This window comes from Achromobacter marplatensis, from assembly GCF_049060505.1.
Lineage (GTDB): Bacteria > Pseudomonadota > Gammaproteobacteria > Burkholderiales > Burkholderiaceae_B > Achromobacter > Achromobacter marplatensis_A.
Genome location: NZ_JBMGRB010000004.1, coordinates 88,320 through 110,138, shown reverse-complemented (window position 1 = coordinate 110,138; position 21,819 = coordinate 88,320). Strand labels below are relative to the sequence as shown.

The window sequence follows — 21,819 nt, the reverse complement described above, 5'->3', positions numbered from 1 at the left end:
GCTCAATAGAGGGGGCGTCGGCGCGGGGCGGAGCGATCCGTCACGCGCGGGTTCCCGTCATGGCCAGGCCGACGGTGGCCGGCGTCCAGTCGGCCACCGGTTTGACGGCGACCAGCTTGCCGCCGCACAGCACGGCGATGCGGTCTGCCAGGGCGAAGATTTCTTCCAGGTCTTCAGACACCAGCAGCACGCCGGCGCCGCGCGCGCGGGCGGCCAGCAGTTGCTCGCGCACATAGGCGACGGCGCCGATGTCCAGGCCCCAGGTCGGCTGGTCGGCCACGATGAAGCGCGGTTCGCGCGCCAACGTGCGGCCCAGGATCAGTTTCTGCATATTGCCGCCCGACAAACTGCGCGTGCGCACGTCCAGCGAGGCCGCGCGCACGTCGAACTGCTTGGCCAGCGACGCCGCATACGCGCGGCCCGCGCGGGCGCGGATCAGGCCGTAACGCGCGAAGCGCTTGTCCTTCAGGTCTTCGACGATGGCGTTTTCCCATAGCGGGCTGTCACCGATCATGCCTTCGCCGTGGCGGTCTTCCGGAATGCGGCCGACGCGGGCGGCCGTCCAGCCGGCCGGCGTGGTGGGCGCGGCGGCATGCTCGGCGCCCAGCCGGATCGTGCCGTCGGAGGGCTGGCGCAAGCCCGTCAAGACCGACACCAACGCCTGCTGGCCGTTGCCGGCCACGCCCGCGATGGCCACGATTTCATGTTTGTGGACGGTCAGGTCCAGGCTGTCCAGACGCGGCGCGCCATCGCGGCCGTCGCGCACGGTGACCTGCGACAGGGTCACGACGGGCGCGGCCTGTTCGGCGGCGGCCACCGCTTCGGCGCGCGGCATGACGACCTTGCGGCCGACCATCAATTCCGCCAGTTCGGCGGGGCTGGTGCCGGCGGTGTCGCGCTCGGCCACCAGTTTGCCCTGGCGCAGCACCGCCACGCGGCGCGAGACGGCCATCACTTCGTCCAGCTTGTGCGAAATGAAAATCACCGCCAGGCCATCATCGACAAAGCCGCGCAGGGTGGCGAACAGGTCTTGCACTTCCTGCGGCGTGAGCACTGCGGTGGGTTCGTCCAGGATCAGCACGCGTGCGCCGCGGTACAGCGCCTTCAGGATCTCGACGCGCTGCTTTTCGCCGACGGAAAGCGTGCCCACGCGCGCATCCGGATCCACCGCCAGGCCAAAGCGCTGGCCCAGTTCAACCAGGCGGCGGCGCGCCTTGCCGCGGCCAGATGCCAACTTCCACAGCGATTCGGTGCCGACCATGATGTTGTCCAGCACGGTCAGGTTGTCGGCCAGCGTGAAGTGCTGGTGCACCATGCCGATGCCGGCCGCCAGCGCCGCGTCGGGCCGGCCGGCGGGCAACGGCTTGCCGAAGACTTCGATACTGCCGGCGTCGGCCACATAGTGGCCGAACAGGATCGACACCAGGGTCGACTTGCCGGCGCCGTTCTCGCCCAGCAGGGCCAAGACTTCGCCTTGCGCGAGCGTCAGCGAAACATCGTCATTGGCCGTCAGGCTGCCGAAGCGTTTGGTGATCCCCGTCAGTTGCAGGGCGAGAGGCGCTTGATTCATCGTGCCGAGGACTTGGGTTCTTTGTCGACGACCTTCACCGTGAAGCTGCCGTCCAGGATGGCTTTCTGCTTGGCCTGCACGCGGGCGACCAGTTCGGCCGGGATCTTCGATTCAAAGGTGCCCAGCGGCGCCAGCGACGAACCCTTGTGCTTCATCAGCGAATATTGGCCGTAGTCATCAGCCTTGAACGTGCCGGCCTTCACTTGCTTGAGCGCTTCATCGATCGTGGGCTCCATGCTCCACAGGGCCGACGCCACCACGGTTTCCGGGTACTGCGGCTGCGTGTCGATCACGTTGCCGATAGCCAGCTTGCCACGCTCTTTGGCCGCATCCGACACGCCGAAGCGTTCGGCGTACAGCACGTCCGCGCCCTTGTCGATCATCGCGAAGGCGGCTTCCTTGGCCTTCGGGGGATCGAACCACGAACCGATGAAGGTCACGGTGAATTCGGCCTTCGGGTTCACTTCCTTGGCGCCTTCGATGAAGGCCTGCATCAGGCGGTTCACTTCAGGGATGGGATAGCCGCCCACCAGGCCGATCTTGCCGGTCTTGCTCATGCCGCCGGCGATCATGCCGGTCAGGTAGGCGGGTTCCTGGATGTAGTTGTCGAACACCGAGAAGTTGGGTTGCTGCGGCTTGCCCGAAGAGCCCATCAGGAAGGCGGTCTGCGGATAGTCCTTGGCCACCTTGCGGGCGGCGGCTTCCACGGCGAAGGCTTCGCCCACCACCAGCTTGTTGCCTTGCTCGGCGTACTGGCGCATGACGCGCTCGTAGTCGGCGTTGGTGACGTTTTCCGAGAAGGTGTATTCGATGTCGCCGCGGTCCCGGGCAGCGGTCAGCGCCTTGTGGATGCGCGACACCCATTGCTGTTCGACCGGCACCGTATAGATGGCGGCGACCTTCGTTTTGGCCGGCGCCGCGGCCTGGGCTTGCACCGCGCCCGAGAACAGCAGCGCGCCAGCGGCGGCGGCCGCCAGCTTGAGCAGGCCGCGGCGGGCGATGGCGCCGGCGGACGAGGTGGACAGGGATTTCATGCGGATGACTCCTTCGCGGGGATGGAAAGGGAACCGTGGGAAGACGATGCGGATGCCCGACCGCGGCCGCCGGCGGGCATGTTCGGCGCGAGCGGTCGGAAACGTGGGCGTGGGATCGGTCATGGGATGGGGGCGCCAGGGGCGCGTCCCATCCGAATGGTCGGTGCGCAGCCAGTCCAGGCGAAGCAAGTTGTATGCCATGAGGCATTCCTGCGACAAGTCGGGGAAACCTGATGGACGGGCAGGATTATAGGCACCCCGGCGGGGAAACGTGGCACCAAGGTGGTGCGCCGTGTCCCACGGAATGGACATTGGGCGGGTGAAACGCCGTGTTGCGATGCAAGGCGCACGCGCGGCCCGCCCGGCAGACCGTGGCAAGCCTAAAATCCGGGAATAAGCCGCGCGGGGCGCGGCAAGCTGGAAGATCCATGCAAGACATTCAATTGCTGCTCGAACAGTACGGCGGGTGGCTGGTGTTCGCGAACGTCCTGGTCGAACAGGCGGGCTTGCCCGTGCCCGCTTATCCCATGCTGATCGCGGCGGGCGCCTTGGGCGGCGCGGCCGGATGGCTGACGCCCTGGCTGGCCGCCACCGTGGCCTGCCTGCTGGCCGACTCGCTTTGGTACGTTGCCGGCCGGCGCTACGGTGCGCGTCTGCTGGGGGTGATCTGCAAGATGTCGTTGTCGCAGGATTCCTGCATCCGCCAGACGCAGCGCCTGTACCTGCGCATTGGCGTGCGGGCCTTGCTGGTGTGCAAGTTTCTGCCGGGCGCGGGCGCGCTGTCGACCGTGATGGCGGGCCTGACGGGCACCGCCTATCGCCGTTTCCTGCTCTACGACTTGGTGGGCGCCATGATCTGGTCCGGGTCCGCCTTGCTGTTGGGCGGGCTGTTCCATAGCGTCATCAATGACGTGCTGGAAATCCTGGGCACCTATGGGGCCATGGGCCTGGGCGTGCTGGCGGCGGTGCTGGCGCTGTATATCCTGGCCCGCTTCCTGCGCCGCCGGATCCTGCTGCGCAGCCTGCGCGTCATTCCCCGCCTGTCGGTGGACGAACTGATGCAATGGCGCCAGGACGGCCGCAATACCCTGGTTTTTGACGTGCGCCCCGAAGCGCAGCGCGACGCCGAACGCATTCCGGGCGCCATCGCCGTGGACCTGAAGGCGCCGCTGCCGGCATTGGACCCGCAAGCCCTGGAGTCGGACATCGTGGTGTATTGCGCGTGCCCGAACGAAGTATCGGCCGCGTTGCTGGCCTCGCGCTTGCGCACGGCGGGCTATCCCAAGACCTGGGCGTTGCGCGGCGGCTACGAGGCCTGGGCCGAGCACAACCACGCGGTTTGAGCACGCGGCTCGCCATAGCGACCGCGCTGTCCGGCGGGTGGGCGGCGGCGGGTTTTCGGGCAGGCCCGGCGGGCGCGCCAAGCGCATAATTCCATATCAGCCCGCGCAACAGGCGGGCAGCGACAGGAGAGACAAATGCGGTTGTTGTTCTTGGGTGCCGGCGGCACCGGTGGCTATTTCGGCGGACGCGCCGCCCAGGCGGGCGCGGACGTGACCTTCCTGGTGCGCGAACCGCGCGCGGCGCGGATCCGCGAGCACGGCTTGCGCATCCAAAGCCCGTTCGGCGACGCCACGCTGCACCCCAAGCTTGCGACGCAGCAGACGTTGCAGGGGCAGTACGACGTAGTCGTGCTCAGCTGTAAAGCCTACGATCTGGCCAGCGCCATCGAGGCCATCCGACCCGCAGTCGGCCCCGATACGGCGGTGCTGCCCATCATGAACGGCGTCTTGCAATACGACGTGCTGGACCGCGAATTCGAGCCGCACCGCGTGCTGGGCGGACTGTGCCAAATCAACGCCACGCTCGGCCCCGAGGGCGAAGTGGTGCACCTTGGTAAACATGCCAGCATCGTCTTTGGCGAACGCGCCGGTCCGGCCCGCAGCGCGCGCGGCGTGGCGCTGGAGCAGGCGCTGATGGGCGGCGAATACGTCAGCCGCCTGAGCGAAGACATCTACCAGGACATCTGGGAAAAGTACGTCATGCTGACGACGCTGGCGGCCGGCACCTGCCTGATGCGCGGCGCAATCGGGCAGATCGCGTCCACCGACGACGGCATCGACATCCTGAAAAGCCTGCTGCAGGAATCGCAAGCCGTCGCGGCCGCGTCCGGCCACGCGGTGCGCCCCGAAGCGGATGCGTTCGCGCAGAAGCTGATGAGCGACCGCACGCAGCCCATGACGGCATCCATGTTCCGCGATCTGCGCCAGGGCTTGCCGGTCGAAGCCGACCACATCGTGGGCGACATGGTGCGCCGCGCCCGCACGCTGGGCGTGGACGCGACTTACCTGCGCGTGGCCTACTCGCACCTGCAGGTCTATCAGGCGCAGCGCAACGCCGGTTGAGTCCCGCTGATTGATGCACGAATTGCAAAAAACTCTTCCGCTTTACCGGGTTTTTTGTTCGGATTCGACCGAATAGTATGGATTTGCCTGAACCGGGGCGTGTCGCGGCGCGTCGTGCGCCCCCTCCCCGGTTCTTCCTCCCTTAGGAGCAAGACCATGAAAATTGCATTGATCGGCATCACCGGCCGCGTAGGTTCACGCGTGGCCGACGAATTGTTGAAGCGCGGCCATCAAGTGACGGGCATTGCCCGCACTCCGGCCGACGTGAACGCGCAGCCCGGCCTGACCATCCAGCAAGGCGACGCCACCGATCCCGAAACGCTGACCCCGCTGTTGACCGGCCATGACGCCGTCATCAGCGCCACGCGCTTTGTCTCGACCGACGCGCGCCCGCTGCTGGCCGCCGTGAAGAACGCCGGCGTGCCCCGCCTGTTGGTCGTGGGCGGCGCGGGCAGCCTGCTTGTGGCCCCCGGCAAGCTGCTGATCGACACCCCGGAATTCCCCGACGCCTACAAGCCCGAGGCCCGGGCCGGCGTCGTATTCCTGGATACGCTGCGCCAGGAAAAAGTGCTGAACTGGACCTTCCTGTCGCCGTCCGCGTTATTCGAGCCGGGCGAACGCACGGGCACGTTCCGCGTGGGCGATGACCACCTGCTGGCCGACGACGAAGGCAAGAGCTGGATCTCGATGGAAGACTACGCCATTGCGCTGGCCGACGAGATCGAGACACCCAAGCACTCGCGCCGGCGCTTCACCGTCGGCTATTGATTCCGCCGTCAGGCAATGAAAAAGGGAGCCCGTCAAGGCTCCTTTTTTCGCTGTGCGGCGGGGCCGGAACCGCCGGTTTTATTTGTAAACTGGCAGACCGCCAGCCGGCGTCACCTGAGTTGTCCTGTATGCGTATGAAGTTGAAATCGTTGGCCGTCTGTGCGCTGGTCGCCTCCCACTGCCTGGCGTCGGCGCCAGCGCTTGCGGCTGCGCCCCAGTCGAACAAGGACATCGTCACGGCGTTCTTCCGGATGATGTTCCAGGACCGCGAGATCGACGAGGCGGTGCGCCTGTACGTCAGCCCCGACTACATGCAGCACAACCCGTACATGCGTGATGGTGTCGGGCCGATGGTGGATTTCTTTCCGCCGTATTTCGACCAGCATCCGCAAGCCATTGTCGAGATCAAGCGCGTGATCGCGGAAGGCGATCTGGTCGTCATCCACAACCAGTGGCGCGATTCGCCGGAAGACCGCGGCCAGGCCGTCGTGGACATCTTCCGCGTCGACAAGGGCAAGATCGTCGAGCACTGGGACGTCAGCCAGGAAATCCCCGAAAACCCCGCCAACCAGAACGGCATGTTCTAAGCGCCCTGCCATGTCCAACATCGAAGCCGTAGACCTGCCCCGCGCGTATCTCCTGCTGAATCACGGCCCCACGGTGCTGGTGACCAGCGCCCATGGCGACGCGCGCAACGTCATGGCGGCCGCCTGGGCGATGCCGTTGGATTTCAATCCGCCCAAGATGCTGGTGGTGGTGGACAAAAACACCTACACCCGCGAACTGATCGAGGCGTCGGGCGAATTCGCGTTGTGCATCCCGTCGCGCGCGCAAGCCGCCGCCACCTTGCAGGTGGGCTCGGAATCGGGCCGCGGCGAAGACAAGTTCCAGGCCAGCGGCCTGTCGACCTTCCCGGCCAGCAAGATCGGCGCGCCGCTGGTCGCGGATTGCCTGGGCTGGCTGGAATGCAAAGTCGTGCCCGAGCCGCACAACCAACAGGCTTATGATCTGTTCATCGGCGAGGTCGTCGCCGCGTGGGCGGCGCTGGATGTGTTTTCGGGTAACCGCTGGCACTTTCCGCAAGACGACCGGCGTTCGGTCCACTATCTGGCCGGTGGTTCTTTCTTCGCCACTGGCGAGGCTTTCAACGTTTCAGAATCGGAGTAGCCCTTATGCGCAGCGTGTATCTCGCGGGTTTCGACGTATTCCTGCCCGATGCCGTGGCGCATGGACAGCGGCTCAAGGCGTTGTGCGCCACCTATGGGTTCGACGGCCTGTTCCCACTGGATAACACGGCCCCCAAAGACCTGTCGGGCGCGGCGCTGGCGCAATGGATCTACCGCGAGAATGTGGCGCTGATCCGGCGCGCCGACATGGTGATGGCCAACCTGAACGTCTTTCGCGGCGCTGAACCCGATTCCGGCACGGCCTTCGAAGTGGGCTACGCCATCGCTTGCGGCAAGCCGGTATGGGGCTATACCAGCCAGGCGGGCTCGATGATCGATCAGGTGGCGGTGGGCGCGGCGGCGGACGACGGCGCGTCGCGCATGGTCGATGCCGAAGGCTATACCGTGGAAGACTTCGGCCTGAACCTGAATTTGATGCTGGCGTGCAGCGCCCGCATCGTGGTGGGCAAGGCGTCGGATTGCCTGGCCCGCATGGCCGAAGACGCCAGCCGCTGATTGCGCGGGCTGGTTGGCGGCCGCCAGTCGGCAGCCGCCGGCTTCCTGATCAAGCCGCTGTTTTTCGGCGCGTGGTCTTCTTGGCCGCGGCAACGGACTTGCCGGCTTTCGGGGCGCTTGTCCGCTTGCGCGGCGCGGCGCCGCCCGGCGTCGCCAGATACCCCATCACGGCATCCACCACAGCCTGTTCAAGCTGCCCGGTGGAAAACCCCGCCGGCGGCTCCAGCGCCGCCGCATGCACCAACGATTCCATGATGCGCAGCACGACGTAGGTCGCCAGGTCGCGGTCTTGCTGCGCGATCTCGGCGCGGTGCAACTCCAGCAGATGCCGCATGCGGCGATGGATGTCCTGGTCGGCCAGGCTGTGTTCGCGCGGCGTATCGAACAGCGGGAATTCGCGTTCCAGCACGCGGTGCAGCGCGGGATCAAGCAGATGCGCGTGCAGCATCGCCTGCACGATGGCTGCCACGCGCTCTTGCAGCGTGGCGGCGGGGTTGCTGTTGAGCACGTCGTCGATGACGTCCAGCATCTGGTTGTCGTGGCGCTGATGCAGCGCCGCGATCAGCGCATTCTTGTTCGGAAAGTACTGGTACAGCGACCCGACGCTGACGCCGGCGGTCTCGGCGATCAGGTTGGTATTGGTGCCCGCATAGCCATGCGTGGCCAAAACGCGAGCCGTCGCCTGCAGGATGGTGTCGACGGTGTGCTGCGATCGAAGCTGGCGCGGTGATTTTCGGGGCTGTGGGATGGCGGTCATGGATGCGGGGAAAGGCGAGTATCAAACCTGAGCATCGGCTCATAAAATTTACGGCAGGCAATCCGATTTGGTACCCGCAAGCGCGGATTATGCCATCCGCGAATTCTCCGCGATGGTTTCGGATTGTCATGACCCTTTCAAGGATTTTTCATGTCGAACGTTTCGACGGCCGAGGCTTTGCCTGCGGCCCACGGACCCGTGCGCTCTGTTTTTGCGCAGCTGCTGCCTTTGGTCTTGGCCGTGTTCATCGGGTTTTTCATGGTTGGCCTGCCGATGCCGGTATTGCCGCTGTACGTGACCGGCACGCTGGCGATGGGCGCGTTGGTGGTGGGCGTGGTGGCGGGCCTGCAGTTTGCCGCCGCGCTGTTGTCGCGGGCGTATTCCGGCGCGCTGGTCGATCGCCGCGGCGCCAAGCGCGCGGTGGTGACGGGCTTTCTGCTGGGCGCGGCAGCGGGTTTGCTTTATGTGCTGGCCGAGGCATTGTCGGCACGCCCGCAAGCGGCGCTGACCGCGTTGCTGGCGGGCCGCGCGCTGATGGGATGCGCGGAAAGCCTGATCGCCACCGGCGCGCTGAGTTGGGGCGTGGGCCGCGTGGGACCGCAGAACGCCGGCCGCGTGATGGCCTGGGTGGGCGTCGCGATCTACGCCGCCTATGCGCTGGGCGCGCCGGCCGGGATGCGGCTGTATGACGCCGCGGATTTCGCGGGCATCGCGTGGGCGACGGTCCTGATTCCGCTGGCGGCCTTGGCGGTGGTGCTGCCGCAGGGCGGCGTGGCGGCGGTGGGCGGCGCGCGCACGCCTTTCTATCGCGTGCTGGGCCTGGTGCTGCTGCCCGGCATGGGCCTGGCGTTGACCAGCGTGGGCTTTGGCGTGATCACCGCGTTTGTCAGCCTTCTCTTCGCGGAGCGCGGCTGGGAAGGCGCCGCGTGGATGTTCAGCGCTTTCGGCGTGGGTTTCATCCTGGCCCGGGTGTTTTTTGCGGGCCTGCCCGACAAGTTGGGCGGCGCGCGCGTGGCGCTGGTGTGCGTGATGGTCGAGGCCGTGGGCCAGTGGCTGATCTGGTCGGGCGCGACGCCGCTGTGGGCGTATGGCGGCGCGTTGCTGACGGGGGCGGGCTATTCGCTGGCTTTCCCGGCGTTTGGCGTGGAGGCCGTGCGGCGCGTGCCGGCGGCAAGCCGTGGCGCGGCCATGGGGGCGTATGTGGCGTTCCTTGACGTGGCGTTGGGGATCAGCGGGCCGGCGGCAGGTTGGCTGGCGGCCAGCCAAGGGTATGGCGCGGCGTACCTGATGGGCGGCGCATGCGCGCTGGCCGCGGTGCTGGTGGCGGTAGCGTTGAGGCGTCCGGCGCGGCCGTGACGCGATGCTGTTGCCAATCGGGGCCGGGCGTCGCCTCGGCCCCGATGGCCTGCGCGGGACTTAGACGGTGGCGGCCATTTCCAGGACTTCGTCGTCCACGGTTTCGGCCTGACCGTCCTTGAGCTTTTGCAGGTGGTCGGCAAGTTCGGCGATGGTCAGCGCCACCAGGCCGTGCTGGGCGGCGTAGCGTTCAAGCGCCGCGCCGCGCATCATGGTGCCGTCGGCGTTCATCAGTTCGCAGAGCACGCCGGCGGGCCGCAGGCCGGCCAGGACGGCCAGGTCGACGGAGCCTTCGGTGTGGCCGCGGCGGGTCAGCACGCCGCCGGGCTGGGCGCGCAGCGGGAACACATGGCCGGGGCTGACGATGTCTTCGCTTTGGGCCGAGGGCGAGATGGCGGCGCGGATGGTGGTGACCCGGTCGACGGCGGATACGCCGGTGCTGACGCCTTCGCGCGCTTCGATGGACACGGTGAAGGCGGTGGCGAAGCGGCTTTGGTTGCGCTGGACCATGGGGGGCAGTTCCAGGCGGTCGAGCGTTTCACCGGGCAGACAAAGGCAGACGATGCCGCTGCCGTCGCGGATCAGCTGGGCCATGACGGGCACGGTCAGTTTGTCGGCGGCGACGATCAGGTCGGCCTCGTTTTCGCGGTCGAAGTCGTCCATGAGGATGACGGGACGGCCCAGGCGCAGGTGATGCAGGGCGCGCTGCAAACGAGCGGCGAAAGGCTGTGAAGCCAGGCTGGGAAGGGATTGCTGGGTATTGAGGGTGGACATTGAAACGCTCTCGCAAATTAAAGTGGGCGAAAAACGTTTCAGGGCTAATCGACAGCCGAACGCAATACGGTCATCCGGGCGCAAGTGCGCCCGGGCAATCGGGAATGTGCCGGCACATCTTCTCTCATCCGGACTATGACCGTCGGCTCTGGCATTTCACCAGATCTGCTGACCCCGATGTCCGTGAAGGACGCCGGGCGCTCGCGGGCTCGCCACATTGCATGGCATACCGCCGGTGGGGAATTGCACCCCGCCCTGAAGACGTACTGCATGTCGTGTTAACGACTTTTGGAATTGTACGCCTGTCTGGTTTTTGGGGGGGAATATGCTTATCGCGGGTGGGGATTTGGGAATGCGGGGGGTGGGGTTCTTGGGACGCCTGGCGCCAGGGTGGCCCGGGGTGCGCGGGTCAACGATTGCGGTCCGGAGCCTTCGCTCCGGACTGCCCCTGCGTCATCCTCGTTGCCGCCTGCGGCGGCTGCCTTCGGATTCCCTTGGGCGCATCGACTCCCCGCGCACCCCGGGCCACCCCCGCGCCAGGCTCTGTCAGCTGGATCATGGCGTCAGCCGGAGAGAGTGGTGTGCTTGGCGTTTTGCTGGCGGACGGGGCGGCGCGGAGGGGGGGCGGGGTCGCCAAAAAAGGCCGCGCGGGCGGCCGTTTTTGGCATTTGGGTGTCTAGCGGGTTGAGACGGCCCTGCGGGCGGAGGGAGGCGGGGCGCGTCGCGTCGCGTCGGTTGGCGGTTGGGCTGGCTTACTTTGCCGGGGCGGGCGTTTCCGCCGATTTTGCTGTTTTTGCCTGCTTTGCCGGTTTTGCCGAGTTTGCCGGTTTGGCCGGTTTTGCCGATTCGGCGGGTTCGGCTGCTTCCGTGACTTCCACTGGCGCAGGCTTCTCTGCTTTTTTCTTCTTCTTTTTCGGCAGCGCCAGCATCGTGCCGCGGCACGGGGGGGTGCCGCACAGGCAGCGGTAGCCTTCCTTCAGCGCCTTGGTGATGCGGCCGTCCAGGACCAGGCCGTAGTCGTAAGACAGTTCGGTGCCGCGCGGCAGGTCGCGCAGGGCGACGATGTAGACGCGTTTGCCGTGCTTGCCTTCCTGCGCCTCGCAGTTGGGTTCGCAGGAGTGGTTGATCCAGCGGGCGTCGTTGCCTTCGTCGCCGCCGTCGATCACGCGGCCGGAGCTGAGCGCGAAGAAGAAGGTGTGGAAGGGATCGTCCGGATTGGTCGGGTGGCGGCGGTCGGCTTCCTTGGCGCTGATGCGCGCGCCTCCGTATTCGATGATGCGCGTGCCCGCGGGAATCTTGCGGGCGGCGAAGACGCCGTTGCCGTGCAGCTTGGAGCGGCGGACGACATGCCAGGGCTTGATCGGGGTGTCTTCGGTGGTCATGGAGGCGTGGGTGGCGGTGAGACGAAACAGAATTATATCGACGCGTCTTTGACAGGACGACAGGCGTATAGTGGGCGCGCCTCATCCTTACTTGATATTCATCATGATCGTCCGTCCGCGTCCCTCTGCGCTGGCCTTGTTCTTTATTTTGCGCGGCTCCATCATCCCGCGCATTTTCAGCAGGCTCATCGTCATCACGCTGCTTGCTTGCGTGGTGGTGTGGATGTACCACCGGCAGCTGTTTTCGCCCGCGCACCTGACGGCGGTGCCGTTTTCGCTTTTCGGCCTGGCGCTGTCGGTCTTCATGGGGTTTCGCAACAACGTCTGCTATGACCGCTGGTGGGAAGCCCGTAAGCAGTGGGGCGACTTGATCGTGCAGGCGCGCAGCCTGGCGCGCGAAAGCGCGGTGCTGCTGGCGGCCAGCACGGCCAATCCGGTGCAGGAACGGCTGGTGCGGCGCTGCATCGGTTTTGGGTACGGCCTGGCGGCGCGCTTGCGCGGCCAAGACATGGTCGAGGCGGTGCGGCCCTGGGTGCAGCAAGACGAGCTGGACACGCTGGCCGGCTGCCGCAATGTGCCGGACGCGCTGCTTATGGCGATCAACCGCGATCTGGCGGCCTGTCTGCGGCGCGGCGAACTCAGCGACATCCTGTATCAGGGCCTGACCCAGCGCGTGGCGCAATGCGCCGCCATCCAGGCCGCCTGCGAACGCATTAAGTTCACACCTTGCCCGTTCGCCTATTCGCTGTTGCTGCATCGCACCGCGTGGCTGTTCTGCCTGCTGCTGCCGTTCGGGCTGGTGGGCACGCTGGAATACCTGACCCCGGTGGCGGTCATCATCATTGCCTACACCTTCTTCGGGCTGGACGCGCTGGGCGACGAGCTGGAAGACCCGTTCGGCCTGGAAGAGAACGACCTGCCGCTGTCGGCGCTGGCCCGCGTGATCGAGATCGACCTGCTGGAAGGCCTGGGCGTGCGTCCGTTGCCGCAAGCGGCTATGCCCGTGGATTACGTGCTGCGCTAAGCGCGGGTCATCCCGCCGGGCCCATCAGCGGCAGCATGGTTTCCTTCAGGCGGCGCAGCACGAAGCAGGATTTGCTGTGGCGGATGCCGGGGATGCGGTAGAGCTGTTCGCGCAGCAGGCGTTCGTAGTCGCGGGTGTCGCGCACGGCGATGCGGATGTAGTAGTCGTAATCGCCCGACACCAGAAAGGCTTCCAGCACTTCGGGGATGGCCGCCAGGGCGCGGCCGAACTCGTACAGCGTTTCCTCGCTGTGGCTTTCCAGCGTGACGTGCACGATCACCGTGTCCATGAAGCCCAGGCTGGCCGGGTCGATGTCTACGGTGTAGCCGCGGATCACCCCGGCGCTTTCCATGCGCTTGATGCGGTTCCAGCAGGGCGTGGACGACAGGCCCACCGCGGCGCCGATGTCGTTCAGGCTGGCGCGCGCGTTCTCTTGCAGCACCTTCAGAATGGCCAGGTCAAACTTGTCCAGGTTCATTTTCTTTGATTCCTCCAAATCGAAGATAAATTTACTCCGTCTGGCTGGGAATCGTGGAAAAGAAGATAAAAATTCTTCCAGGCTACGAATAAGATAGATAGCATGAACGATCGCCTGCACCCCACCGCCGCCGCCGCGCTTGCCGCCACTGAAGCCCCTGTTTCGAATGGGGCGAAGATTCTGCTCGATACGCTGATTGCGCACGGCGTCGACACCGTGTTCGGCTACCCCGGGGGGGCGGTCCTGCCGCTGTACGACGCGCTTTACGCGGAACCGCGGCTGCGCCATGTGCTGGTGCGCCACGAACAGGCCGCCGTACATGCGGCGGAAGGCTATGCCCGCAGCACCGGGCGAACCGGGGTGGTGTTCGTAACATCCGGCCCCGGCATGGCCAACACCACGTCCGGCCTGCTGGACGCGATGTGCGATTCGATCCCGGTGCTGTGCGTTAGCGGCCAGGTGGCTACCGCCGCCATCGGCACCGACGCGTTCCAGGAATGCGACGCCATCGGCATTTCGCGTTCCGTGACCAAGTGGAATACGCAGATCCGCGCCGTGGATGACGTGGCCAATGTGGTGGCCCGGGCGTTCGAGCTGACCCGCCAGGGCCGGCCCGGCCCGGTGCTGGTGGACTTTCCTAAAGACGTGCAGTTGGCGGTGCCGCGCGATGCGGACGACGACGCGTCCGGTCTGCCCTCGCAGCAAAAGCTGGCCGCGCTGCGTGCGCGCCGCCAGTCGGGCAAGCTGGCGCCCAAATTGCCGCAATCGGCGGTGCGTCGCGCGGCCGCGCTGATCGCGCAGGCCAAGCGGCCCATCTTCTACGGTGGGGGCGGGCTGGTGAACGCCGGCCCCGAGGCCTGCGACGCCTTTGCCGATCTGGTCCGCCACACGGGGGCGCCCTGCACGCTGACCCTGATGGGCCTGGGCGCGTTCCCGGCGTCCAGCCCGCAGTTCGTGGGCATGCTGGGCATGCACGGCACGGTCGAGGCCAACCTGGCGATGCACAACGCCGATCTGGTCGTTTGCATCGGCGCCCGCTTCGACGACCGCATCACCGGCAAGATCTCCGAATTCTGTCCGCATGCGCGCAAGATCCATATCGATATCGATCCGGCTTCGATCAATAAGGTTGTTCGGGTCGATGTGGCGCTGGTGGGCGATTGCCTGCCGCTGGTGCGCGCGTTGCGCGCCGAGCTGGGCGACGAACCGATGGACGCGGCGCGTCTGGCGCCGTGGTTCAAGCGCATCCACACGTGGCGCAGCCAGGATTGCCTGGGCTTCACACCCGCCGCCGACGCGATCCTGCCGCAGCATTTGATGGCGAGCCTGAACGACGCGCTGTCGGGCCGCGACGCCATCGTCTCCACCGACGTGGGCCAGCACCAGATGTGGGCGGCGCAGTATCTGCGTTTCGACAAGCCGAACCGCTGGCTGACTTCAGGCGGCGCCGGCACGATGGGGTATGGCGTGCCGGCCGCCATCGGCGCGCAGGTCGCGCACCCGGACAAGACGGTGGTGTGCGTCAGCGGCGACGCGTCGGTGCTGATGAATATCCAGGAACTGTCCACGGCCATGCAGCACCAGACGCCCGTGAAGGTCGTGCTGTGCAACAACGGCTACATGGGCATGGTGCGTCAGTGGCAGGAACTGATCCACGGCGGCCGCTACAGCCACAGCTACAACGCGTCCTTGCCCGATTTCGTGGCGTTGGCGCGGGCGTTCGGCTGGGGCGCGGCGCGGGTGGACGACCCCGCCAAGCTGGAGGCCGCGCTGGCCGAATGCCTGGCGCATGACGGCCCCTACTTCCTGGACGTGGCGGTGTCGGCGCAGGAAAACTGCTTCCCGATGATGCCGGCGGGCCACGGCCATCAGAAGATGATGCTGGCTGAAGGCGTCTGGTATCAGGACGAGACGACCTGATTCTGGCGGCGAAGGCGTCTGGTGTCAGGATGAGATGACCTGATTCTGACGGACGGTGATGGGTTGCGCGCGGCGGGGGCCGTCTTGCGCGGGTCGATCATTCCGCGCTTCACCCATCCTACAAGGCGCCGCACATCATTCTTGGCTGGCACGTCACCCGTAGGATGGGTGGAGCGCGGCCAGCCCTGCATGTTCCGGGACGGTCGCGGCCGCGCGAAACCCATCGCGCGAGCCTCCGGCCCACCTTAAAACTGAATCGACAACCCGCCGTCCACCACCAGCACGTGGCCGTTCACATAGGACGCGGCCGGCGACGCCAGGAACACCGCCGCGCCGGCGATTTCTTCCGGTTCGCCCCAACGCCCCGTCGGGTTGCGCGCGGCGATGCGCGGGCCGAAATTCGGGTCCGCCACCATGGCCGCATTCGTTTCCGTCGCGAACGTGCCGGGCGCGATGGCGTTGCTGGTGATGTGCTGGCCGCCAAATTCCGCAGCCAGCGCGCGCACCATCCCCGTCAGCCCCTGCTTGGCCGCGGGATAGACCGCGTCGCCCGCGCGCGCCAGTTCGCCCACCACCGACGTGATGGCGATCAGCCGCCCGCCGCCCTGGCGCACCATGCGTTCGGCCGCGAACTTGGCCAGTAGCATCCCGGCGACCAGGTCCGTATCGATCAATTCCCGGATTTCGGCCGGCGTGGTGTCGCGCAACGTCTTGCGATTGCGCGCGCCCACGTTGTTGACCAGCACGTCCAGGCGCCCGTGTTCGTCGTCGATGCGCTGGAATGCGCGGGCCATGTCGGCGTCGTTGCTGACGTCGAACGGCAAGGAATGCGCGGCCAGGCCCGACGCCGTCAGATCGGCCACCGCGGCATCAACGGCCGCGGCGTTGCGGCCGTTGATCAACACACGCGCACCACAGCCCGCCAGCGCCCGCGCAATACAAAACCCCAGCCCGCGCGCGGACCCGGTCACCAGCGCGACCTGTCCGGTCAGATCGAAGTTACGCAGATAAGGTAGTGTCTTCAACGTCAAGTCTCCATCCTCCCGCGCCACTCGTAGCGCTTTGGCGGCGGGTTTCCTTCATTCCCTGAACTCCGGCGCCCAATGCAGCAGGCGGCGTTCCAGCCAGGTCACACAATAAACCAGCGCGATGCCCACGATGGACAACAGCGTCACGGCTGCGAACATGTCGGTGGCGTTCAACGTGGCCAGCGCGGTGATCATCAGGTAGCCCATGCCGGTGGTGGAGCCCACGAATTCCGCCAGCACCACGCCAATCAGCGCGAAGCTGATCGCGTTGGGCAAGGCGGCGAAGGTCCACGCGGCGGCGGTCGGGATGCATACCCGCCACAGGATCTGGCGCGGCGAACCGCCTAGGGTGCGGCAGAAATCAACCAGCTCGCGTTCCACGCTGCGGCCGCCCTTGTAGGTGTTGAAGAACACCAGGAAGAACACCACGAACCACGACGTAACCACCTTGGATGCCAGCCCCAAGCCGAAGAACATGGTGATGAGCGGCACGAACGCGATGCGCGGCATGGAATTGAACGCGACGATGAAGGGGTTGAACACGTCGGCCAGGAAACGGCTGCGGCTGAGCGTCATGCCGACGATGAAGCCGCTGCCCACGCCCACCACCAGCCCCACCATCGTGGCCTGCAGCGTCAGCCACAGGTGCGGCCAGACCGAGCGCGGCCCGGGCTGCACCCATTCCCACAGACGCACCGCCACGCGCGACGGCTGGCTGATGAAGAACGGGTCGAACAGCGTGTTCTGAGTGAACCATGGGATGCGCGTCAGCGTCTCCCATGCGCCCAGGATGACAGCCAGGATCAGCACCTGCCACACGGTGATGCGCACGCGGCGGGCGACGGCGGCGCGGCGGTCCAGGCGCAGCTGGTCTTGCAGGAAATCGGAGGTTTCAGTCGGGATCATGACGCAAGGGATTCAGGCGGCGGCGCGGAACTGCTGGCCCAGCACGCTCCAGAGGCTTTGCACGTGGGCGACGAACTGCGGCGTTTCGCGCAGCGTGAAGACGTCGCGCGGATGCGGGATGCGGATGCGCTCGTCCAGCAGCACGCGGCTGGGCGGACCGGACAGCACCACCACGCGGTCCGACAGCAGGATGGCTTCGTCCAGATCGTGCGTGACCATGACGATGGTCTGGCCCAGTTTGCGCCAGATTTCCATCAGTTCGCGGTGCAGGTGCGTCTTGGTGTGGGTGTCCAGCGCGCCGAAGGGTTCGTCCAGCAGCAGGATGCGGGGCTCGACGGCCAGGCTCATCAAGAGGGCCACGCGCCGGCGCATGCCGCCCGACAATTGATGCGGGAAGGCGTCGGCGAAGGCGCCCAGGTGCCCGAGTTCAAGCAGTTCCGCCACGCGGTGCTCGATTTTATCGGCGGCCACGCCCTGGAATTTCAAGCCCAGGGCCACGTTCTTCTTGACGCTGAACCAGGGCAGCAAGGTGTCTTTCTGGAAGATGTAGCCCAGCGCGGGCGGCACCTGGCCGTCCACCACCCGCCCATCCACGCGGATGGTGCCGGTGGTGGGGCGCAGGAAGCCGGCGATCATGTTCAGCAGCGTGCTCTTGCCGCAACCCGAGGGGCCGACGATCGACACGAATTCGCCCTGTTCGACCGTCAGGCTGACCTCGCCCACCGCGTGCGTGGTGCCCTGGCGTGACTGGTAGGCTTTGCCAACGCTGTCCAGCGTGATCATCACAGGCCCCGCGCTTTCCGCACGAAAGCCATATTCACGCATTTGGCATAGGGCACCGTCTTGATCTCGTCGTTCGAGAACTGCCGGCCGTCGCCCATGATGGCCGTCATGCGGTTGTACGCGTCTTCGGTGATGAGGTTGTCTTTCAGGAACACGGTGTCTTTGTAGACGCCCAGCGTTTTCTCGATGGCCGCGCGCGGGAAGGCGTTCAGGTAGTCGTCGTAGATGACGTCGGCGATGCCGGCGGCGCTGGTGGCGGTGATGAAGTCTTGCGCCTTGACCATGGCGGTCACGAAGGCCTGCACCACCTCAGGACGCTTCTGGATAGTGTCTTCCAGCGTCAGCGCCGCGATGCCAGGGACGTCGCCGCCCATGAATTCGTTCCACGAGCTTTCGGTGGTGGCGTCGAAAATGGGCACGCCCCAGCCTTCCTGGCGGGCCTGTTCCATCATGGACATGGTAGCCATGCTGGCCGACACCGAGCCCGTCTTGAGCGCGCCCAGCATTGTGGCCAAGTCGCCCAACGGACGAATGTCGACCTTGTCGGCCACGCCCGCTTTCTGCATCAGGTACAGCGCCATCAACCAGGTGCTGGACTGGGGCTGGGTGGCGCCCACCCGTTTGCCGGCCAGGTCCTTCAATGATTTGATCTTGCCGCTGTCGAAGTCTTCGCGGCGAACAATGACATTGGCATAGGTAAGCTTGCGGTCAAAGCCGAACACCAGGGTCGCGGGCTTGCCGGCGATGGTCAGCGCGGGCGCGGCGGTAGCCGCCGTGGCGCCGAATGCGATCTGGCCGGCGGCCAGCAGTTGGTTGGTGCGCGGGCCGCTTTGCGAATTCAGGTACTCGACGTCCAGCCCGCCTTCACCGAAATAGCCCTTCTTAAGCGCCACGTAGCCGGCCGCGAAAAACGGGTCGATGCTGCCCTGTCCGTAAACGACGCGGCCCAGCTTGGGCTGCGCGAACGCCACGCGCCCATTGAGCAGGCTGACGCCGGCAAACGCCCCGGCGGCGGCCAGCATGCGGCGGCGGGTGGAGAAATCGGGGCGGTAGGTCATGTCTTCCTCGGACGTTGGTTGGGTTGCAGCTGTTTGGCGTAAACAATACCCCAGCGTCTGCCGCCCAACAATGGAAAACGCCCGGTTGCCCGGGCGTTGGTCGACTTCAGCGTGGTTGAAGGGTTGCGCGCTCTGCGTCAGTGCGCGCAACCTATCAGGCTCGCGTGTGGCGTTATGGCGGTAGCGGTTAAGACATCACCGCTGCTTGATGGGTTGCGCGCGATCGGCGTCCGCGTTCTTGCGGGCACTTTCTCGCGCTTCACCCATCCTACGATGCCGTTTTCTTGGGGGCGGCCTTCTTCACGGCCTTCTTGGCGGCGGTTTTTGTCGCTGTTTTCGTCGCGGTCTTCTTGACCGCGGCCTTCTTGGCCGGCGCCTTCTTCGCGGCGGTCTTCGTGGCTGTCTTTGCCGCCGTCTTGCCCGGCGCGCGGCCCGGCTTTTCAGGGCGCGGCTCGAACTCGAAGCCGACCTTGCCGTCCGGCTGGCGCACCAGGAACGCCTTGAACTTGCGGTTGGTGCGGCTGGACACAAAGCCTTCCAGCAAATCGGTGCGGCCATCGGTCAACAGCTTGCCCATCTGCTGGGCCGAGATTTCCTGCTGCAGGATGACCTTGCCCGAGCGGAAGTCGCAGCTCTTTTCGGGGCCGACGGATTTTTCGCAGACGTAGCTCATGCCGTGTTCGAACACGCGCGATTGGCACTTCGGGCACGGACCCACCGGCGTGTGGCCAGAGAAGTCCACGGCTTCGGCATCGTCCTCGTCGTTTTGGCCGAAGTCGAATTCCAGCTTGTATTCATCGCTGATGCGCAGGATGGCGGCAAACGGCCGGCCCATTTTGCTGATGAAGCCTTGCAACGGACCGATCTCGCGCTTGGCCAGCAGTTCTTCCACTTCCGGCAGTTCGAACGTGCGGCCGCCCGGGTGCTTGCCGATCGAGAAGTCGCACGCCGTGCAGGCGAAGCGGCGATAGTTTTCCTTCACCACGGCGCCGCACTTCGGGCACGGCGTTTGCAGCGTGGCGTAGTCGCCCGGCACCGTGTCGCGCTCGTATTCCTTGGCGCGCTTGACGATCACCTGGGTCATCTGCGCGATTTCGCGCATGAAGGCTTCGCGGCCCAGGCCGCCCTGCTCGATCTGCTTGAGCTTGTGTTCCCATTCGCCAGTCAGTTCCGGCGAGGTCAGTTCGGTGACGTCCAGGCCGGACAGCAGCGTCATCAGCTGGCGCGCCTTGGCGGTGGGCACCAGGTCGCGGCCTTCGCGGCGCAGGTACACCTCGTTCAGCAGGCCTTCGATGATGGCGGCGCGCGTGGCCGGCGTGCCCAGGCCGCGCTCGGACATGGCTTCGCGCAGCTCTTCGTCGTCCACCAGCTTGCCGGCGCCTTCCATGGCCGACAGCAAGGTGCCTTCGTTGAAGCGGGCCGGCGGCTTGGTCGACAGGCCCACGGCTTCGACGTCCTCGGTGCGCACGGTCTCGCCGTCCGCCACGGGGACCAGGTTGGCGTCTTCGCCCTGGGCTTCCTTGCCGTAGACGGCCAGCCAGCCCGGGGTGACCAGTACCTTGCCGTCGGTGCGGAAGCGGTGCCCCTGCACTTCGGTCAGGCGGGTGGTCACGCGGTATTCGGCGGCCGGGAAGAACACGGCCAGGAAGCGCTTGAGCACCAGGTCGTACAGCTTGGCCTCGGCTTCGCTCAGGTCATGCGGGATCTGCAGCGTGGGGATGATGGCAAAGTGGTCCGACACCTTTTTGTTGTCAAAGATGCGGCGGTTAGGCTTTACCCATTGCTGGTTGACGACCGTATCCGCATGGCGGGCCAGGCCGCCCACGGCGTTCGAGCCGCCCTTGGCCAGCGCGCGCATCGTTTCCTGCACCGTGGTGATGTAGTCCTCGGGCAGGTAGCGGGAATCGGTACGCGGGTAGGTCAGCGCCTTGTGGCGTTCGTACAGGGTCTGGGCCAGCGACAGCGTGGTCTTGGCCGAAAAGCCGAACCGGCCGTTGGCCTCGCGCTGCAACGACGTCAGGTCGTACAGGGCCGGCGACATCTGGGTCGACGGCTTGGATTCTTCGGTGACGTTGCCCGGCTGGTCGCGGCAGGCGGCCACCACGCTTTGCGCGGCGGCGGCCGACCACAGGCGCGATTCGCGCTTTTCCGGGTCGCGGTCGTCTTTCTTGAACTGCGGGTCGATCCAGCGGCCTTCGTACAGGCCGGCGGCCGCGATGAAGGTGGCACGCACTTCCCAGTAGTCGCGCGGCACGAAGCGGCGGATGCGCTCTTCGCGCTCGGCCACGATCGCCAGCGTGGGCGTCTGCACCCGGCCCACCGGCGTCTTGAAGAAGCCGCCGTCCTTGCTGTTGAAGGCCGTCATGGCCCGCGTGCCGTTGATCCCGACCAGCCAGTCGGCTTCGGCGCGCGAACGGGCGGCCGCTTCCAGCGGCTTGAGCTGCACGTCGTCGCGCAGGTTGGCGAAGGCTTCGCGGATGGCGGCCTGCGTCATGGATTGCAGCCACAGGCGCTGGATCGGCTTCTTCACGCCCGCATACTGAATGATGTAGCGGAAGATCAGTTCGCCTTCGCGTCCCGCGTCACAGGCGTTGATGATCGCGTCCACATCCTTGCGCTTGGCCAGGCGGACCAGCAGCTTCAGGCGTTCGGCGGACTTCTTGTCGGTGGGGCCCAATTCGAATTCCGGCGGAATCACGGGCAGGTGCGCGAAGCTCCACTTCCCCTTGACCGGATCGTTGGGCGCGACCAAGCTCAGCAAATGGCCGATGCTGGACGCCAGCACGTAACGTTCGCTTTCAAAATAGTCGCCCTCGCGCGCAAAGCCTCCCAAGGCGCGTGATATATCAAGGGCCACCGAGGGCTTCTCGGCAATAATCAGCGTTTTATTCATG

Annotated in this window: 20 protein-coding genes and 1 riboswitch; of the genes, 9 read left to right on the top strand and 11 right to left on the bottom strand. The window is 66.0% G+C overall.

Annotated elements, in window-relative coordinates:
• Positions 1-40 precede the first annotated feature (40 nt).
• Positions 41-1,570 (bottom strand): ABC transporter ATP-binding protein, encoded by a 1,530-nt coding sequence (locus ACI0FO_RS11540; protein WP_416026789.1) that lies wholly within the window; start codon positions 1,568-1,570, stop codon positions 41-43.
• Positions 1,567-2,604, bottom strand: coding sequence for a BMP family protein (locus tag ACI0FO_RS11535; RefSeq protein WP_105555601.1), 1,038 nt, complete (start codon positions 2,602-2,604; stop codon positions 1,567-1,569). Before ACI0FO_RS11535 ends, ACI0FO_RS11540 begins: the two co-directional genes overlap by 4 nt.
• Before the next feature lie 428 nt (positions 2,605-3,032).
• Here ACI0FO_RS11535 and ACI0FO_RS11530 point away from each other — a divergent pair, with 428 nt between their 5' ends.
• The 6 genes from ACI0FO_RS11530 (at position 3,033) to ACI0FO_RS11505 (ending at position 7,459) form a co-directional block, all read left to right on the top strand.
• Positions 3,033-3,947 (top strand): DedA family protein/thiosulfate sulfurtransferase GlpE, encoded by a 915-nt coding sequence (locus ACI0FO_RS11530; protein ID WP_416026787.1) that lies wholly within the window; start codon positions 3,033-3,035, stop codon positions 3,945-3,947.
• A 135-nt stretch (positions 3,948-4,082) separates the two neighbouring features.
• Positions 4,083-5,009: a 2-dehydropantoate 2-reductase gene (gene panE / locus ACI0FO_RS11525; protein WP_105555598.1), complete on the top strand. Its 927-nt coding sequence runs from the start codon at positions 4,083-4,085 to the stop codon at positions 5,007-5,009.
• Positions 5,010-5,165: 156 nt separating this feature from the next.
• Positions 5,166-5,777, top strand: a complete 612-nt coding sequence (locus tag ACI0FO_RS11520; protein WP_416026784.1) for an NAD(P)-dependent oxidoreductase — start codon at positions 5,166-5,168, stop codon at positions 5,775-5,777.
• Positions 5,778-5,905: 128 nt separating this feature from the next.
• Positions 5,906-6,364, top strand: a complete 459-nt coding sequence (locus tag ACI0FO_RS11515) for a nuclear transport factor 2 family protein (protein ID WP_416026782.1) — start codon at positions 5,906-5,908, stop codon at positions 6,362-6,364.
• A gap of 10 nt (positions 6,365-6,374) precedes the next feature.
• Positions 6,375-6,944: a flavin reductase family protein gene (locus tag ACI0FO_RS11510; protein ID WP_416026780.1), complete on the top strand. Its 570-nt coding sequence runs from the start codon at positions 6,375-6,377 to the stop codon at positions 6,942-6,944.
• A gap of 5 nt (positions 6,945-6,949) precedes the next feature.
• Positions 6,950-7,459, top strand: coding sequence for a nucleoside 2-deoxyribosyltransferase (locus tag ACI0FO_RS11505; RefSeq protein ID WP_416026778.1), 510 nt, complete (start codon positions 6,950-6,952; stop codon positions 7,457-7,459).
• 49 nt (positions 7,460-7,508) lie between these two features.
• Here ACI0FO_RS11505 and ACI0FO_RS11500 read toward each other — a convergent pair whose 3' ends face one another.
• Complete coding sequence (locus ACI0FO_RS11500) at positions 7,509-8,216, bottom strand: TetR/AcrR family transcriptional regulator (RefSeq protein WP_416026776.1); 708 nt, start codon at positions 8,214-8,216, stop codon at positions 7,509-7,511.
• Between the two features lie 150 nt (positions 8,217-8,366).
• Here ACI0FO_RS11500 and ACI0FO_RS11495 point away from each other — a divergent pair, with 150 nt between their 5' ends.
• Positions 8,367-9,572 carry an MFS transporter gene (locus tag ACI0FO_RS11495; RefSeq protein WP_416026774.1) on the top strand — a complete coding sequence of 402 codons (1,206 nt, stop codon included), beginning with the start codon at positions 8,367-8,369 and terminating at the stop codon, positions 9,570-9,572.
• 60 nt (positions 9,573-9,632) lie between these two features.
• Here the strand turns inward: ACI0FO_RS11495 and ribB are convergent, their stop codons facing one another.
• Positions 9,633-10,346, bottom strand: coding sequence for a 3,4-dihydroxy-2-butanone-4-phosphate synthase (gene ribB, locus ACI0FO_RS11490; RefSeq protein WP_416026773.1), 714 nt, complete (start codon positions 10,344-10,346; stop codon positions 9,633-9,635).
• A gap of 112 nt (positions 10,347-10,458) precedes the next feature.
• A riboswitch (FMN riboswitch) is annotated at positions 10,459-10,613 on the bottom strand.
• Positions 10,614-11,098: 485 nt separating this feature from the next.
• Complete coding sequence (locus ACI0FO_RS11485; protein ID WP_416026771.1) at positions 11,099-11,728, bottom strand: SET domain-containing protein; 630 nt, start codon at positions 11,726-11,728, stop codon at positions 11,099-11,101.
• Positions 11,729-11,831: 103 nt separating this feature from the next.
• Between ACI0FO_RS11485 and ACI0FO_RS11480 the strand changes: the two genes are divergently transcribed.
• Positions 11,832-12,752 carry a bestrophin family protein gene (locus ACI0FO_RS11480; RefSeq protein ID WP_416026769.1) on the top strand — a complete coding sequence of 307 codons (921 nt, stop codon included), beginning with the start codon at positions 11,832-11,834 and terminating at the stop codon, positions 12,750-12,752.
• Between the two features lie 7 nt (positions 12,753-12,759).
• Here ACI0FO_RS11480 and ACI0FO_RS11475 read toward each other — a convergent pair whose 3' ends face one another.
• The gene (locus tag ACI0FO_RS11475; RefSeq protein WP_105559432.1) at positions 12,760-13,230 is read right to left on the bottom strand and encodes an Lrp/AsnC family transcriptional regulator; all 471 of its coding nucleotides are present in this window, start codon (positions 13,228-13,230) and stop codon (positions 12,760-12,762) included.
• Between the two features lie 93 nt (positions 13,231-13,323).
• Between ACI0FO_RS11475 and ilvB the strand changes: the two genes are divergently transcribed.
• On the top strand, positions 13,324-15,150 hold the full coding sequence (gene ilvB, locus ACI0FO_RS11470; protein WP_416027397.1) for a biosynthetic-type acetolactate synthase large subunit: 1,827 nt from the start codon (positions 13,324-13,326) through the stop codon (positions 15,148-15,150).
• Between the two features lie 245 nt (positions 15,151-15,395).
• On the opposite strand, the gene ACI0FO_RS11465 is transcribed toward ilvB, so the two are convergent.
• From ACI0FO_RS11465 to ACI0FO_RS11445, 5 genes are all read right to left on the bottom strand, one after another.
• Positions 15,396-16,175, bottom strand: a complete 780-nt coding sequence (locus ACI0FO_RS11465; protein ID WP_416026766.1) for an SDR family oxidoreductase — start codon at positions 16,173-16,175, stop codon at positions 15,396-15,398.
• Positions 16,176-16,229: 54 nt separating this feature from the next.
• A complete protein-coding gene (locus ACI0FO_RS11460; RefSeq protein ID WP_416026764.1) occupies positions 16,230-17,084 on the bottom strand; it encodes an ABC transporter permease in 855 nt (284 codons plus the stop codon).
• 12 nt (positions 17,085-17,096) lie between these two features.
• Positions 17,097-17,867 (bottom strand): ABC transporter ATP-binding protein, encoded by a 771-nt coding sequence (locus ACI0FO_RS11455; protein WP_416026763.1) that lies wholly within the window; start codon positions 17,865-17,867, stop codon positions 17,097-17,099.
• Complete coding sequence (locus ACI0FO_RS11450) at positions 17,867-18,925, bottom strand: ABC transporter substrate-binding protein (RefSeq protein ID WP_416026761.1); 1,059 nt, start codon at positions 18,923-18,925, stop codon at positions 17,867-17,869. The genes ACI0FO_RS11455 and ACI0FO_RS11450 overlap by 1 nt, the downstream gene beginning before the upstream one ends.
• A 268-nt stretch (positions 18,926-19,193) precedes the next feature.
• Positions 19,194-21,818 (bottom strand): DNA topoisomerase III, encoded by a 2,625-nt coding sequence (locus ACI0FO_RS11445; protein WP_416026759.1) that lies wholly within the window; start codon positions 21,816-21,818, stop codon positions 19,194-19,196.
• Position 21,819 lies beyond the last annotated feature (1 nt).

Excerpts from the sequence above, each read along its gene's own strand:
- panE (WP_105555598.1), top strand. The coding sequence starts at position 4,083 with ATGCGGTTGTTGTTCTTGGGTGCCGGCGGCACCGGTGGCTATTTCGGC.
- ACI0FO_RS11480 (WP_416026769.1), top strand. The coding sequence starts at position 11,832 with ATGATCGTCCGTCCGCGTCCCTCTGCGCTGGCCTTGTTCTTTATTTTG.
- ACI0FO_RS11535 (WP_105555601.1), bottom strand. The coding sequence starts at position 2,604 with ATGAAATCCCTGTCCACCTCGTCCGCCGGCGCCATCGCCCGCCGCGGC.
- ACI0FO_RS11515 (WP_416026782.1), top strand. The coding sequence starts at position 5,906 with ATGCGTATGAAGTTGAAATCGTTGGCCGTCTGTGCGCTGGTCGCCTCC.
- ACI0FO_RS11495 (WP_416026774.1), top strand. The coding sequence starts at position 8,367 with ATGTCGAACGTTTCGACGGCCGAGGCTTTGCCTGCGGCCCACGGACCC.
- ribB (WP_416026773.1), bottom strand. The coding sequence starts at position 10,346 with ATGTCCACCCTCAATACCCAGCAATCCCTTCCCAGCCTGGCTTCACAG.
- ACI0FO_RS11505 (WP_416026778.1), top strand. The coding sequence starts at position 6,950 with ATGCGCAGCGTGTATCTCGCGGGTTTCGACGTATTCCTGCCCGATGCC.
- ACI0FO_RS11530 (WP_416026787.1), top strand. The coding sequence starts at position 3,033 with ATGCAAGACATTCAATTGCTGCTCGAACAGTACGGCGGGTGGCTGGTG.
- ACI0FO_RS11510 (WP_416026780.1), top strand. The coding sequence starts at position 6,375 with ATGTCCAACATCGAAGCCGTAGACCTGCCCCGCGCGTATCTCCTGCTG.
- ACI0FO_RS11520 (WP_416026784.1), top strand. The coding sequence starts at position 5,166 with ATGAAAATTGCATTGATCGGCATCACCGGCCGCGTAGGTTCACGCGTG.
- ACI0FO_RS11485 (WP_416026771.1), bottom strand. The coding sequence starts at position 11,728 with ATGACCACCGAAGACACCCCGATCAAGCCCTGGCATGTCGTCCGCCGC.
- ACI0FO_RS11450 (WP_416026761.1), bottom strand. The coding sequence starts at position 18,925 with ATGACCTACCGCCCCGATTTCTCCACCCGCCGCCGCATGCTGGCCGCC.
- ACI0FO_RS11460 (WP_416026764.1), bottom strand. The coding sequence starts at position 17,084 with ATGATCCCGACTGAAACCTCCGATTTCCTGCAAGACCAGCTGCGCCTG.
- ACI0FO_RS11455 (WP_416026763.1), bottom strand. The coding sequence starts at position 17,867 with ATGATCACGCTGGACAGCGTTGGCAAAGCCTACCAGTCACGCCAGGGC.
- ACI0FO_RS11500 (WP_416026776.1), bottom strand. The coding sequence starts at position 8,216 with ATGACCGCCATCCCACAGCCCCGAAAATCACCGCGCCAGCTTCGATCG.
- ACI0FO_RS11475 (WP_105559432.1), bottom strand. The coding sequence starts at position 13,230 with ATGAACCTGGACAAGTTTGACCTGGCCATTCTGAAGGTGCTGCAAGAG.
- ACI0FO_RS11540 (WP_416026789.1), bottom strand. The coding sequence starts at position 1,570 with ATGAATCAAGCGCCTCTCGCCCTGCAACTGACGGGGATCACCAAACGC.
- ACI0FO_RS11445 (WP_416026759.1), bottom strand. The coding sequence starts at position 21,818 with ATGAATAAAACGCTGATTATTGCCGAGAAGCCCTCGGTGGCCCTTGAT.